This is a genomic window from uncultured Roseobacter sp., assembly GCF_947495275.1.
Taxonomy (GTDB): Bacteria; Pseudomonadota; Alphaproteobacteria; order Rhodobacterales; family Rhodobacteraceae; genus Roseobacter.
The window spans coordinates 416,153-428,777 of sequence record NZ_CANLYL010000002.1; the positions used below are offsets into that span (position 1 = coordinate 416,153).

Sequence of the window (12,625 nt, forward strand, 5' to 3'; positions counted from 1 at the left end):
TTTCCTTCGCCCATGATTACTTGAGGGTCAGCGCGTCATCCACGAGCGCTGCCTGTTGTGCTTTGTGCTGGCTGGCCAGACCGGTTGCCGGGGACGCGGATGTGGCGCGCCCGACGTAAACGGGCCGCGTATGTTTGGCCTTGATGCGTCCCAGAACCCATTCGATGTTGGGTTCGATAAAGGTCCAGGCCCCCTGGTTTTTCGGTTCTTCCTGACACCAGATCACCTCGGCCTGCTTGAACCGTTCCAGCTCCTTGACCGCCGATTGCGCCGGGAACGGATAGAACTGTTCGACCCGGAGCAGATAGATGTCGTCAATCCCGCGCGCATCGCGTTCTTCGAGCAGATCATAATAGACCTTGCCCGCGCACATCACCACGCGCTTGATCTTGTTGTCGGCCACCAGCTTGGTGTCGGAATTGCCCTGCTGGGCGTCATCCCACATCAGACGGTGGAAACTCGAGCCGGTGGTGAATTCTTCAGCCCGGCTGATCGCCAGTTTGTGACGCAACAGCGATTTTGGCGTCATCATGATCAGCGGTTTACGGAAAGAACGATGAATTTGCCGCCGCAGGATGTGGAAGTAATTCGCCGGTGTGGTGCAATTGGCCACGATCCAGTTGTCCTGACCACACATCTGCAGGAAGCGTTCCAGCCGCGCCGAAGAGTGCTCCGGCCCCTGACCCTCGAACCCATGCGGCAGCAGGCAGACCAGACCGGACATGCGCAGCCATTTGCTTTCGCCGCTTGAGATGAACTGGTCAAACATGATCTGCGCGCCATTGGCAAAATCACCGAACTGCGCTTCCCAGAGTGTCAGCGCATTGGGCTCGGCCAGTGAATAACCATATTCAAAGCCCAGCACCGCATATTCGCTCAGCATCGAATCGATCACTTCATAATGCGCCTGACCCGCCTTGATGTTGTTGAGCGGATAATACCGCTCCTCCGTCTCCTGATGGACAAAACCGGAGTGGCGCTGCGAAAAGGTACCGCGCGTGCTGTCCTGCCCGGCCAGCCGCACCCGGTAGCCTTCGGTCAGCAGCGAGCCAAAGGCCAGCGCTTCGGCCGTGGCCCAGTCGATGCCCTCGCCGCTCTCGAACATGCCCTTTTTGGCCTCCAGCAAGCGCCCCACGGTCTTGTGCATGGGAAAGCCGTCCGGTGCGGTGGTCAGCGCGCTGCCGATCTCGTTGAACGTACCCTTGGCAATGGCGGTTTTGCCGCGCTGATACCTGTTCTTCTGCTTGTCCAGATGCGACCACTTGCCGTCCAGCCAGTCGGCCTTGTTAGGCCGGTATTCCTTCCCGGCCTCGAACTCTTCGTTCATATAGGCCTGAAACGCGGCCTTCATATCCTCGATCTCGCCTTCCGGGATCAGACCGTCCTTGACCAGCCGTTCGGTATAAAGCGTGAGCGTGGTCTTGTGCCCCTTGATCCGCTTGTACATCACCGGGTTGGTGAACATCGGCTCATCACCTTCGTTATGGCCGAAGCGGCGGTAGCAGAAGATGTCGAGCACCACATCCTTGCGGAACTTCTGGCGGAATTCCGTGGCGACCTTGGCGGCATGCACAACCGCCTCCGGGTCATCGCCGTTGACGTGGAAAATCGGCGCTTCGACCACCAGCGCGTTATCCGTGGGATAGGGCGAGGAGCGCGAGAAATGCGGCGCGGTGGTAAAGCCGATCTGGTTGTTGACCACGATATGCATGGTGCCGCCCGCCTTGTGCCCCTTGAGGCCCGAGAGCGCGAAACATTCCGCCACCACGCCCTGACCCGCAAAAGCCGCATCGCCATGCAGCAGGATCGGCATCACGGAGGTGCGCGCATCATCGTTGTTCTGGTCCTGCTTGGCGCGTGCCTTACCCAGAACCACCGGGTTGACCGCTTCGAGATGCGAGGGGTTGGCCGTCAGGCTGAGGTGCACGGTATTGCCGTCAAACTCGCGGTCTGACGACGCCCCGAGGTGGTATTTCACATCGCCCGAGCCATCCACATCCTCGGGCTTGAAGCTGCCGCCCTGAAACTCGTTGAAAATCGCCTTGTAGGGTTTGGCCATCACATTGGCCAGCACCGACAGACGCCCCCGGTGCGGCATGCCGATCACGATATCCCTGACCCCCAGCGCCCCGCCGCGCTTGATGATCTGCTCCATCGCCGGCACCAGGCTTTCGCCGCCGTCCAGACCAAAGCGTTTGGTGCCCATGTATTTGACATGCAGGAATTTCTCGAAGCCTTCGGCCTCCACCAGCTTGGCCAGGATCGCCTTGCGTCCTTCGCGGGTGAAAGACACCTCCTTGCCGAACCCCTCAATGCGCTCTTTCAGCCAGCCCGCCTCTTCGGGGTTGGAAATATGCATGTATTGCAGCGCAAAGGTGCCGCAGTAGGTCCGCCGCACGATCGACAGGATTTCGCGCATCGAGGCGGTCTCCAGCCCCAGCACCTTGTCGATGAAGATGGGCCGGTCCATGTCGGCCTCGGTGAAACCGTAGGATTTCGGGTCAAGCTCGGGGTGCGGTGTCATCTCGCGCATGCCCAGCGGGTCAAGATCGGCCACCAGATGGCCGCGGATGCGGTAGGCGCGGATGATCATCAGCGCACGGATAGAGTCAAGCACGGCGCGTTTGATCTGGTCATCGGTGACCGCAACACCGGCAGCGGCAGCCCTGGCCTTGATCTTGTCGCCCGCACCTTTGAGTTCGGCTTCGGGGGCCCATTCCCCGGTGAGCGCCTGCGTCATCTCATCGCCCGGCTGCGGCGGCCAATCCGTGCGCGCCCAGCTCGGGCCTTGCGCCTCGCGCTTGACGGAGACCTCATCATCCCCCATCGCCTTGAAAAACGCCTGCCACGCGTCATCAACCGCGTTCGGGTCATTGGCGTATCGCGCGTACATCTGTTCAAGATATTCCGCATTGTGCCCCTGCATGAAGGAGGAAGCATGGAACTGGTCGTTGGGGGAGTGTTCGGTCATTTTTCAGTCCTTTGGAGAGCCGCTGACGAATGTGAGTACGTACGCGGTGGCGGGTATCGGGTGGCCAAGAGAAGCGGTTACCAAATCGGCATCAAGGCGTATTCCGGTGCGCGCTACCTTGAACGCACCCAATTTGACTTGTTCTGCAAGAACTATGCTGAGAACCCCTGCAGGATCCAACCTCTTGGCCCCGGCATCGGGAATGGTGGCTGCGTTGTCGAAGGCATATTTGCTATCAACAACATAGCAAGACAGATGAAACCAATTGGGAAGTGTCCGACTTTCCACAAATAGCAATGCGGTATCACCGTCCCGGGTGAACAGGTCGGCAGAAGAGAACTTGCTCGTTTTTGCTCCTCTGTCGGTGTGTCGGTCGGCTTTCAATAAGCCCTCGTTCCATGCTTGTTCCCACGTCGGAGAATGCTCATTTTTGTAAGCTGCGTTTGCAAGAAAACTGACTGCATAAAGTTCGCGTAGATTTCCGGAAAAATTAACAGGTTTCACAGGTGTCCATCCAAGGGACATGGCCGCGTCGACCACCGCGTTTTTGTCGGTGCCGTTGGTAACACAGATGTTGGATGTTGCTTGCAAAAGTTCTCCGGCAACCACAGGGCTTCCCACCAACAGGCTCGCTGTCAGGGAAATGCCAGTTGTTAGTCGCCGGAGACGTATAGTCATGAATCAGCCTTTCTCAATCGCCTCTTTCACCGCTTCGCCCAGCGTGGCGGGGCTGTCGGCGACGACGATACCCGCCGCGCGCATGGCTTCGATCTTGTCTTCGGCACCGCCCTTGCCACCGGCAACAATGGCACCAGCGTGACCCATGCGGCGGCCCGGAGGGGCGGTGCGGCCCGCGATGAAACCCGCGGTGGGCTTCCAGCGGCCTTTCTTCTTCTCATCGGCCAGAAACTGCGCGGCATCCTCTTCCGCAGAGCCGCCGATCTCCCCGATCATGATGATGCTTTGCGTCTCGTCGTCAGCCAGAAACATTTCCAAAACGTCAATATGCTCGGTCCCCTTGATCGGGTCGCCGCCGATGCCCACCGCCGTGGACTGGCCATAGCCCAGATCGGTGGTCTGTTTGACCGCCTCATAGGTCAGCGTGCCGGAGCGCGAGACCACGCCGCACGATCCGCGCTTGTGGATATGGCCGGGCATAATGCCGATCTTGCAGGCATCGGGCGTGATCACCCCGGGGCAGTTCGGCCCCACGAGCCGCGATGCAGACCCTTCGAGCGCGCGCTGCACCTTCATCATGTCCAGCACCGGGATGCCTTCGGTGATGCAGACGATCAGTTCCATCTCCGCATCAATGGCTTCCAGAATGGAATCCGCGGCAAAGGGCGGCGGCACGTAGATCACGGAGGCATTGGCCTGCGTGGCATGGCGCGCTTCATGCACGGAATTGAAGACCGGTAGATCGAGATGCGTCTGACCGCCCTTGCCGGGCGTTACACCGCCGACCATCTTGGTGCCGTAAGCAATGGCCTGTTCGGAGTGGAATGTGCCCTGGCTGCCGGTGAGCCCCTGGCAGATCACGCGGGTGTTTTCGTCAATAAGTACGGCCATTTTGGTTCCCTTTTTGGTATTTCAAGGTCCGGATGAGATGTTGAGTGGTCTGGGTCATGGAGCCCCTGCTTTGCGCAAAAGCACGGTGATGTTGTCATCCACCGGCAGGGCGATCCTGTTGATCAGTTCGGTTGTGAAACCAGCCTTGCGGCAGGTCTCGGTCAGTGTTTTCAGAGTGAAGTAGTTGACGTGGTCCGGATGCCGGAACCCGCACCATTTGGCCCCCACCACACGGCGGTTCAGCGAGCCGAAGTTCGGCACGCGAATGTAGACGGCACCGCTATGCTTGAGCGCGCGATGCGATCCCTTCAGGACCTGCATCACTTCGGTTTCATGCTCCAGATAGGAATGCATGATGATCCCGTCGAATTGGCCTTCATCAAACGTCCAGATCGCTTCGGCCCCCGCGCCATGGGCGCAATAACCACCCTGCTGCCGCATGTAGGCGTCGGCCTGGGCATGCAGGGATTTGGAGAGTTCAATGCCGTAGGGCGTCATGGGCGGGGCGATGCGCGCGCCATGCCCGCAGCCGATATCGAGCACATGCCCGTCGTTGAACCACGCCCGATACCTGTCGTGTTTGTTGCGATGGGTCAGGCCCAGTTTCTGACGCAAGGCGCGAATGCCGGGGCTGAGTGAGGTGGAGCCTTTCGTGGCTTCTTTCTTGACCTCATAGGTCTTTTCCCAGGCAAAATCCTCTTCCAGCGCTTCATAGGCAACCGGATTGCGCAGGTAGGTCATATCGCAGGCGGTACAGCGCACAATCTGCCAGTCGGGCGGAGAATATTGTTCCCAGGGGGCAGCGTCTGTTGCCGCGCAACAGGGGCAGGGGCGGGGTGCAGCATCCAGCATCTCAGCCGCCCTCCCAGCCACGGGGCAGCCTGTCGACCGCCATGAAGGTCTGGCCGTCGCGGGTGCCTACATGCACCACCGCGACACGGCCCCGGAGCAATTCGCGCCCTTCGATGAGCGCGGTTCCCGACGCCTCGGCGTGGGTGTCGGGCAGGTCAATTGCGAAGCCGAAGACAGGCGGCGTGGCCATCTGCTTGCGCAAGGCTGCAATCGCTGTGCCTGTGTGGTCTCCATCAAATGCCACTTCGCAGCGCCGCTCGATTTTGGGCGGCGCATCGGGGGCCGGTTGCAGGGTTTTATCCCAGAACGTCAGATCGAACGGCAGGGGGCTGCCTGCGCGCGCCTCCATCCGCATGCGGGCCTCGGCGGCGGTCTGACCGGCCTTGAAACAGATCGCGTTGAAACTGTCGATGGCCGTGCTCGCCACCGTCCCCGCCGTTCCAGGCGACGCTAAAAGGCAGGATATGATCAGGCTGCGGATCATGGCGCCCCCGGCTGGAATAGGATCAGGGCATAGCGATACCATCCGAAACTTTCCGTCCGCTCGGTGGCAATCAGCTGAGGTGGATCGGAGGGCACGGACCAGGCTTGCTCGATGTTGTCGCCCAGCGGCGCGGGATCAACGGGTTGCGCCTCCGGATAGGTTTCGGCGACGAAATTCTGGAATCGAGTGGTCTGACCTGTGCGCGACTCTGCCTGCACAAGGCACATGGTATCCGACACCGCAACGGCGGGGCGCCGATCATCAACGACGTAGGCTTTGACACCCGCAACTTCCTGAGGCAGAGGCACATATCCGGCATTGCGCAGCTTTTGCTCCGACGCGCTGCGATCCTGCGGAGCCTGCACGCAAAACCGCTCGAACGCCCGGACCATCGACGCAGGATTGCTTTTGGGCACCAGATTGGCACGCCACATATTACGCAGCTCAGCGGTGTCGGGGGAGACTTGCCCGGATGCGCAGGCGGCCATCAGCAATGAGCCGGACAAAGCGATGATCAAGGGTGCAGGCATCGTCACTACACCCTATAGCTGCTGTAAAAGCGCACGGTGCCATTTTCGACGCAGCCCAGATCACCGCGCGCCACAACGCCGACGATCTGACCGATAGGGTTTGTCGGATCCTCGTAGGTGACGCAATTGGCCCCGGCACCTGCGACTGTTCTGCGCAGGTAACCCGGCAGGATTTGCGGGATCAGCGCGTCCAGCAAGGCGCTGCCGCGCGCAACGCCCATATGGTCGCTGGTCACGATGCAATGCTCCGGCATCTCCCCGTAATATAGCTCGACCGACACAGTATCAGCGGGCGCGGAGAAAAAATGTGTGGTGTCAGAATTGACCTGTGATCGGCTCACCTGTTCAGCGAAGCCTGCATCCCGGAACCAGCTTGCCCTGTCTTCCGGGGCTGCAAACCCGCTCAGGCAGAATTGCAACGCGAGGCTGGCGTTGGTCCACACAGCCTCCTCAAAGCTCTGCGCAGAGGTGGGGGATGCGAGGCTCAGGGCAAATCCCAAAGCTCCCAGACCGAGCACGCGGGCGACAGCCCCTTCGGACCGGACACCGATCCAGGGCTTTGCCCGCTCAGACCTCAAACGTTCCTCGGGAACGTTGGCCGACCTATAGGTCGGACCAGTGCTCACCCCTTGACGGCCTTCACGATTTTCTGCGCACCGTCTTTCAGATCATCGGCGGCGATCACGTCGACATCGGAATTGTTGATGATGTCCTTGCCCTGCTGCACGTTGGTGCCTTCCAGACGCACCACCAGCGGCACCTTGAGGCCCACCTCTTTGACCGCGGCGACCACGCCCTCGGCGATCACATCGCAGCGCATGATGCCGCCGAAGATGTTCACGAGGATGCCTTTGACGTTGGGATCGGAGGTGATGATCTTGAAGGCCTCGGTGACTTTTTCCTTGGTGGCCCCGCCGCCCACGTCGAGGAAATTCGCAGGCTCCGCACCATAAAGCTTGATGATGTCCATCGTCGCCATGGCCAGCCCCGCACCGTTGACCATACAGCCGATCTCACCATCCAGCGCGATGTAGTTGAGGTCGTATTTCGACGCCTCCAGTTCCTTGCTGTCCTCTTCGGTCACATCGCGCAACTCGGCAATATCGGGGTGGCGATAGATCGCATTGCCGTCAAAACTGATCTTGGCGTCGAGCACTTTCAGATCACCGCCGTCGGTCACGATCAGCGGGTTGATCTCCAGCATCTCCATGTCTTTTTCCATGAAGGCGTTGTAAAGCAGCCCCATCAGACCCACGCATTGTTTGACCTGCTTGCCCTCCAGACCCAGTGCGAAAGCGATGCGGCGGCCATGGAACGCCTGATACCCCGAGGCCGGATCAACGGAGAAGGACAGGATTTTTTCGGGCGTGCTGGCGGCCACTTCTTCGATGTCCATGCCGCCCTCGGTTGAGCAGACGAAGGACACGCGGGATGTTTGGCGATCGACCAGCAGCGCCAGGTACATTTCGGTGGAAATGCCCGAACCGTCTTCGATGTAGATGCGGTTGACCTGTTTGCCCACGGGCCCGGTCTGATGTGTGACAAGAGTGCGGCCCAGCATTTTTTTGGCTTCCTCGGCGGCTTCTTCAACCGATTTGGTCAGGCGCACACCGCCTTTCTCGCCAGCGTCACCTTCCTTGAATTTGCCCTTGCCACGCCCCCCGGCGTGGATTTGCGCTTTGACCACCCACAGCGGACCATCAAGCGCACCTGCGGCTGTCTTGGCCTCTTCTGATCGCAACACCACCCGACCGTCCGAAACGGGTGCCCCGTAGCTGCGCAACAATGCTTTCGCCTGATATTCGTGGATATTCATGGAATAGGGTCCCGTGCTGTTTGGATCAGATCTTGCTGGATTTAAAGCGGCAAACGGGATGGTATGGAACCGGTTTTTCCATTTCGCGGGAGATCGGTTGGTGAAAATCCAGTTTTGTGATCACACGATGAAATGCTGTGATCACAAATCACGTGATGCGAACGAATCTCTTTAAAATGAGGGGATTCGCAGCCTTTCGATCCTTCGGGCGCTGCGCGTGGAATTGTCGACAGAGGTACCTTTGGGGGAGTCGCTCGGCGACCAAGGGGTGTGCCAAAAGCAAAGGGGCCTGCCGAAACACGCCCCTTCCTGTTCAAAGCAAGTGGAAATTACGACAGGCTGCCGTCGATCCCTTTGCAGGCCTCGACCAGCCCTTTGACTGCGTTGACCGAATTGTCAAACATGGTCTGCTCATCGCTGTCCATGGAGATTTCGACAACCCGTTCGATGCCGCCCGCACCGATGACAGTCGGTACGCCCACGTAAAATCCGTTCAGACCATAGGCCCCGTCCACATAAGCAGCACAGGGCAGAACGCGTTTTTGGTCTTTCAGGTAGCTTTCCGCCATCTCAATGGCCGAGGTTGCGGGCGCGTAAAAGGCAGAGCCGGTTTTCAGCAGCCCAACGATTTCAGCACCGCCATCACGGGTGCGTTGGACGATCGCATCCAGCTTGTCCTGGGTTGTCCATCCCATCTTGACCAGGTCGGGCAGGGGGATGCCAGCCACGGTGGAATAGCGCACGAGCGGCACCATAGTGTCGCCGTGACCGCCCAGAACAAAGGCCGTGACATCCTTCATGGAAACGTCGAATTCGTCCGCCAGGAAGTGACGGAACCGGGCCGAATCCAGCACACCCGCCATGCCGCAGACTTTCGCATGGGGCAGGCCGGAGAATTCGCGCAGCGCCCAGACCATCGCGTCGAGCGGATTGGTGATGCAGATGACGAAAGCGTCCGGCGCATGGTCGCGGATGCCTTCGCCCACGGATTTCATGACCTTGAGGTTGATGCCCAGAAGATCATCGCGGCTCATGCCCGGCTTGCGGGCCACCCCGGCTGTTACGATGCAAACATCGGCACCCGCGATATCCTCATAGGACTGTGTGCCCGACATCGCTGCGTCGAATTTGGCAGATGGTCCGCTCTCTGCGATATCGAGCGCCTTGCCTTCCGGAATGCCTTCCGCAATGTCGAAAAGGACGACGTCGCCCAATTCCTTGAGTGCTGCCAGATGGGCGAGCGTGCCGCCGATCTGGCCGGCGCCGATCAGTGCGATTTTGGGTCTGGCCATGAGATATTTCTCCGCGTTCGGTTGAGATTGCGCCTGTGCTATCCAATAGCGCGTGCCAGCGCAAGTTGCGTTGCGGTGTTGTGTTCGCCAGCGCGATATCGTGATCTTCGCTCAGGCGAATCGCGGATTTCCGGCAGGACCGCAGGGCGGTCTGCGCGAAAAAGGGGCAACGAATGCTGGTGCTGGACTGGGTATTTTTTGCCGTAGCGGGGCCTGCTGTTGTGTTCGCAGGTATTTCCAAGGGCGGATTTGGGTCAGGGGCGGCGTTTGCGGCCGCCAGCGTGCTGGCGCTGGTCATCGAACCGGGTCAGGCGCTGGGCGTGATGCTGCCACTCTTGATGCTGATCGATCTGTCTACCTTGCGTCCCTATTGGCGAAAATGGGACGGGCGGGCTGCCGTCTTGCTGATACTGGGAGGGCTGCCGGGCGTGGCGCTTGGTACCGCGCTTTACCGGATTGCGGAGCCGGACGTCTTTCGCGTTCTGATCGGGGCGATCTCCGTCGGCTTTGTGCTTTGGCAGCTATCGGTCAAACGCGGTTGGGTGAAAATGGGGAACCACAAGCTTCCCAACTGGGCCGGCGCGCTTGCGGGGGCCGTAGCAGGTTTCACCAGTTTTGTAAGCCATGCCGGTGGGCCGCCGGCCGCTGTATATCTGCTGTCAAGAAAGGTGTCGAAGACCCAATATCAGGCGACAACCGTTCTGGTTTTCTGGGTGATCAATATTGCAAAATTCGTACCATATGCCTTTTTGGGCATGTTCACCCTGCAAACCGCAACAGCGAATCTGGTGCTGGCACCCTTCGCCCTTTTCGGAGCATGGCTGGGTGTGCGTGCCCATTACATGGTTCCCGAGCGGCTTTTCTTCGCCCTGACGTATGTCTTGCTGAGCCTGACGGGAATCAAGCTGATATGGGACGGTCTTACCTGAGTGCCGATGTCATCGGCACCCGCGGAATTTTATGCCCGCAGTCGCGCGGCAGGGCCTGATACGGCGAGAAACACCGAGCTTGAAATCAGGCGTCGTTACCCTTGGCGGGCAGTGCTTCTGCAAGCGTCTCGAAGGACTGACCGGAAGCGACAAGACATGTCAGACCGTTCGGCGTGGTCACCGTGATGGTCCAGGTGCCGGTCTCGTCAGAAGCAAATACTTCAATCACGGCGTTGTTTGCGCCCAGCCCCATGGACTGACGGGATTCGCCGTAGCCTTCTGCAAGCCGGTCAACAACAGCCTCACGTGGTGCACAATTTCGCGCATTTTGCGCAGCTGCATCGGTGGTGGAGGCGATATAAATTGCGGCTGCCGCGCTCAGGGCGCCCAGATGCAGCATCTTTGTTATGCGTGTCATAATGTGTCTGCCTTCATTCGAAAGGCTGCACCCTTTGTCATCTGGCCCAACCGGATTCCCGGCGATGACCGGGCGGCCCCGGTTCAAGATAAATGTCTGCAACATCCCTTTGATACCGAGCGCACAGCGGCCTTGCTGCAACATCTGCTCCTGGAGACATTCGACGCGACCAGCATCCGTCTCAGGGTTGAAATAATGGTTAATCGACCGAACTCAAAAAGATTGCATTTGATCTTTGCTGCGATGCGGCATGATTCAGCTTGAACTTTCCTTAAAAAAATGCGCAATTCTGCGCAACTTTGTAACAACCTGCCTAACTGGAACCGTTCCGATGACTGCACAACCCCGCCCTTTGCGTTCTGTCCTGTACATTCCTGGCTCCAAGCCACGCGCACTGGTGAAAGCCAAGTCATTGGCAACAGACGCAATTATCTTTGACCTCGAAGATGCAGTGGCCCCGGACGAAAAAGCAGCCGCCCGGGAATTGCTGGTCGAGGCGCTCGACGAAGGTGGCTATGGGGCGCGGGTGAAAATCGTGCGGATCAATGCGCTGTCCACGCCCTGGGGTCTTGCTGATGCTCAGGCCGCGCGTGATGTGGGTGCGGATGCGGTGCTTTTGCCGAAGGTCGACGGCCCGGCAGATCTGGACGCATTGGCGGAACTGACAGGTGATGTGCCGCTTTGGGCGATGATGGAGACACCGCTGGGCATGCTCAATGCCAGCCAGATTGCGGCGCATCCGTGCTGCCACGGGATGGTGATGGGGACCAATGATCTGGCCAAGGACATGAACGCCAGACACCGGGCGGATCGCCTGCCGCTGATGACCGGTCTGGGTCTTTGTGTCCTGGCCGCCAAGGCGCACGGGGTGGCAATCATCGACGGGGTTTATAACGCCTTCAAGGATGAGGAAGGTCTTGCGGCGGAATGTGCACAGGGCCGCGATATGGGATTTGACGGCAAAACCCTGATACATCCGGCACAACTTGATATCGCCAATACAGCCTATTCGCCGTCGCCATCCGATCTGGAACTGGCCGCGCGCCAGATTGAAGCTTATGAAGCTGCGGTAGCGCAGGGGCAGGCCGTTGCCGTTGTTGATGGGCGGATCGTCGAAAATCTACATGTTGCAACTGCCCGTGAAACACTGGCAAAGATGGACGCAATCCAAGCCCTCGCAGCGGAGTAGCCCCCATGATCATGCTGATTGCCGGACTGGCCCTTTGGACCCTCGCGCATTATTTCAAACGCCTCGCCCCAGAACGGCGCGCGGCACTGGGAGAGCCGGGCAAGCTGGTCGCAACCATTGGTATTGTCGCGGGCCTCATTCTGATGATCATGGGCTACCGCGCGGCTGAATTCATCCCCATCTGGCAGCCACCGGCCTTTATGGTGCATGTGAACAATACCCTGATGCTGCTGGCGCTTTGGACGTTCGGATCAAGTGCGGCCAAAGGGGCCAAGGTCTGGCCCGCCACCCGGATCAGGCACCCGCAGCTGACCGGGTTCAAGATTTGGGCGTTTGCGCATTTGCTGGTCAATGGCGATCTGGCCTCGATCCTGCTGTTCGGCGGCTTGCTGGGATGGGCCGTGGGGTCGGTCATCCTGATCAACCGGGCGGAACCCGACTGGACCGCGCCGGCGCCTGCGGGCACCGCCCCGCGCGTCCGGCTCGCGGTGATCACGCTGGTGCTTTTTGCCCTGATCGCATCGGTACACATCTGGCTGGGCGTCTGGCCTTTCCCTGCCTGAATCCTCGGAGAC

General features: G+C 59.5%; 13 protein-coding genes. 3 read left to right on the top strand and 10 right to left on the bottom strand.

Going from position 1 to position 12,625, the window contains the following annotated elements; genetic code table 11:
- Nucleotides 1-16: 16 nt before the first annotated feature.
- The 9 genes from Q0802_RS05280 to mdh all read right to left on the bottom strand — a co-directional run bounded on the left by Q0802_RS05280 (nt 17) and on the right by mdh (nt 9,514).
- Nucleotides 17-2,971, bottom strand: a complete 2,955-nt coding sequence (locus Q0802_RS05280; protein WP_298914632.1) for a 2-oxoglutarate dehydrogenase E1 component — start codon at nt 2,969-2,971, stop codon at nt 17-19.
- Nucleotides 2,972-2,974: 3 nt separating this feature from the next.
- A complete protein-coding gene (locus Q0802_RS05285) occupies nt 2,975-3,649 on the bottom strand; it encodes a hypothetical protein (protein ID WP_298914635.1) in 675 nt (224 codons plus the stop codon).
- Nucleotides 3,650-3,652: 3 nt separating this feature from the next.
- Nucleotides 3,653-4,540, bottom strand: a complete 888-nt coding sequence (gene sucD, locus Q0802_RS05290; protein ID WP_298914638.1) for a succinate--CoA ligase subunit alpha — start codon at nt 4,538-4,540, stop codon at nt 3,653-3,655.
- Between the two features lie 54 nt (nt 4,541-4,594).
- Entirely contained in the window at nt 4,595-5,392 is a 798-nt protein-coding gene (locus Q0802_RS05295) for a methyltransferase domain-containing protein (protein ID WP_298914641.1), read from the bottom strand.
- Between the two features lies 1 nt (nt 5,393).
- Nucleotides 5,394-5,876 (bottom strand): hypothetical protein, encoded by a 483-nt coding sequence (locus Q0802_RS05300; protein ID WP_298914644.1) that lies wholly within the window; start codon nt 5,874-5,876, stop codon nt 5,394-5,396.
- The gene (locus Q0802_RS05305) at nt 5,873-6,406 is read right to left on the bottom strand and encodes a hypothetical protein (protein WP_298914647.1); all 534 of its coding nucleotides are present in this window, start codon (nt 6,404-6,406) and stop codon (nt 5,873-5,875) included. Before Q0802_RS05305 ends, Q0802_RS05300 begins: the two co-directional genes overlap by 4 nt.
- 5 nt (nt 6,407-6,411) lie before the next feature.
- Entirely contained in the window at nt 6,412-7,032 is a 621-nt protein-coding gene (locus Q0802_RS05310) for a hypothetical protein (protein ID WP_298914650.1), read from the bottom strand.
- Nucleotides 7,029-8,222, bottom strand: a complete 1,194-nt coding sequence (gene sucC / locus Q0802_RS05315; RefSeq protein WP_298914653.1) for an ADP-forming succinate--CoA ligase subunit beta — start codon at nt 8,220-8,222, stop codon at nt 7,029-7,031. The genes Q0802_RS05310 and sucC overlap by 4 nt, the downstream gene beginning before the upstream one ends.
- A gap of 329 nt (nt 8,223-8,551) precedes the next feature.
- On the bottom strand, nt 8,552-9,514 hold the full coding sequence (gene mdh / locus Q0802_RS05320; RefSeq protein WP_298914656.1) for a malate dehydrogenase: 963 nt from the start codon (nt 9,512-9,514) through the stop codon (nt 8,552-8,554).
- 173 nt (nt 9,515-9,687) lie between these two features.
- On the opposite strand from mdh, the gene Q0802_RS05325 reads away from it, so the two are divergent.
- Nucleotides 9,688-10,443: a sulfite exporter TauE/SafE family protein gene (locus tag Q0802_RS05325; protein ID WP_298914659.1), complete on the top strand. Its 756-nt coding sequence runs from the start codon at nt 9,688-9,690 to the stop codon at nt 10,441-10,443.
- An 85-nt stretch (nt 10,444-10,528) separates the two neighbouring features.
- On the opposite strand, the gene Q0802_RS05330 is transcribed toward Q0802_RS05325, so the two are convergent.
- Nucleotides 10,529-10,861 (bottom strand): hypothetical protein, encoded by a 333-nt coding sequence (locus Q0802_RS05330; protein WP_298914662.1) that lies wholly within the window; start codon nt 10,859-10,861, stop codon nt 10,529-10,531.
- A gap of 331 nt (nt 10,862-11,192) precedes the next feature.
- On the opposite strand from Q0802_RS05330, the gene Q0802_RS05335 reads away from it, so the two are divergent.
- Both Q0802_RS05335 and Q0802_RS05340 read left to right on the top strand, forming a co-directional pair.
- Complete coding sequence (locus tag Q0802_RS05335; protein WP_298914665.1) at nt 11,193-12,050, top strand: CoA ester lyase; 858 nt, start codon at nt 11,193-11,195, stop codon at nt 12,048-12,050.
- 5 nt (nt 12,051-12,055) lie between these two features.
- Nucleotides 12,056-12,613, top strand: a complete 558-nt coding sequence (locus Q0802_RS05340) for an NnrU family protein (RefSeq protein ID WP_298914668.1) — start codon at nt 12,056-12,058, stop codon at nt 12,611-12,613.
- Nucleotides 12,614-12,625 lie beyond the last annotated feature (12 nt).

Excerpts from the sequence above, each read along its gene's own strand:
- Q0802_RS05300 (WP_298914644.1), bottom strand. The coding sequence starts at position 5,876 with ATGATCCGCAGCCTGATCATATCCTGCCTTTTAGCGTCGCCTGGAACG.
- Q0802_RS05280 (WP_298914632.1), bottom strand. The coding sequence starts at position 2,971 with ATGACCGAACACTCCCCCAACGACCAGTTCCATGCTTCCTCCTTCATG.
- Q0802_RS05340 (WP_298914668.1), top strand. The coding sequence starts at position 12,056 with ATGATCATGCTGATTGCCGGACTGGCCCTTTGGACCCTCGCGCATTAT.
- Q0802_RS05285 (WP_298914635.1), bottom strand. The coding sequence starts at position 3,649 with ATGACTATACGTCTCCGGCGACTAACAACTGGCATTTCCCTGACAGCG.
- sucC (WP_298914653.1), bottom strand. The coding sequence starts at position 8,222 with ATGAATATCCACGAATATCAGGCGAAAGCATTGTTGCGCAGCTACGGG.
- Q0802_RS05335 (WP_298914665.1), top strand. The coding sequence starts at position 11,193 with ATGACTGCACAACCCCGCCCTTTGCGTTCTGTCCTGTACATTCCTGGC.
- Q0802_RS05330 (WP_298914662.1), bottom strand. The coding sequence starts at position 10,861 with ATGACACGCATAACAAAGATGCTGCATCTGGGCGCCCTGAGCGCGGCA.
- Q0802_RS05305 (WP_298914647.1), bottom strand. The coding sequence starts at position 6,406 with ATGCCTGCACCCTTGATCATCGCTTTGTCCGGCTCATTGCTGATGGCC.
- mdh (WP_298914656.1), bottom strand. The coding sequence starts at position 9,514 with ATGGCCAGACCCAAAATCGCACTGATCGGCGCCGGCCAGATCGGCGGC.
- Q0802_RS05325 (WP_298914659.1), top strand. The coding sequence starts at position 9,688 with ATGCTGGTGCTGGACTGGGTATTTTTTGCCGTAGCGGGGCCTGCTGTT.
- sucD (WP_298914638.1), bottom strand. The coding sequence starts at position 4,540 with ATGGCCGTACTTATTGACGAAAACACCCGCGTGATCTGCCAGGGGCTC.
- Q0802_RS05295 (WP_298914641.1), bottom strand. The coding sequence starts at position 5,392 with ATGCTGGATGCTGCACCCCGCCCCTGCCCCTGTTGCGCGGCAACAGAC.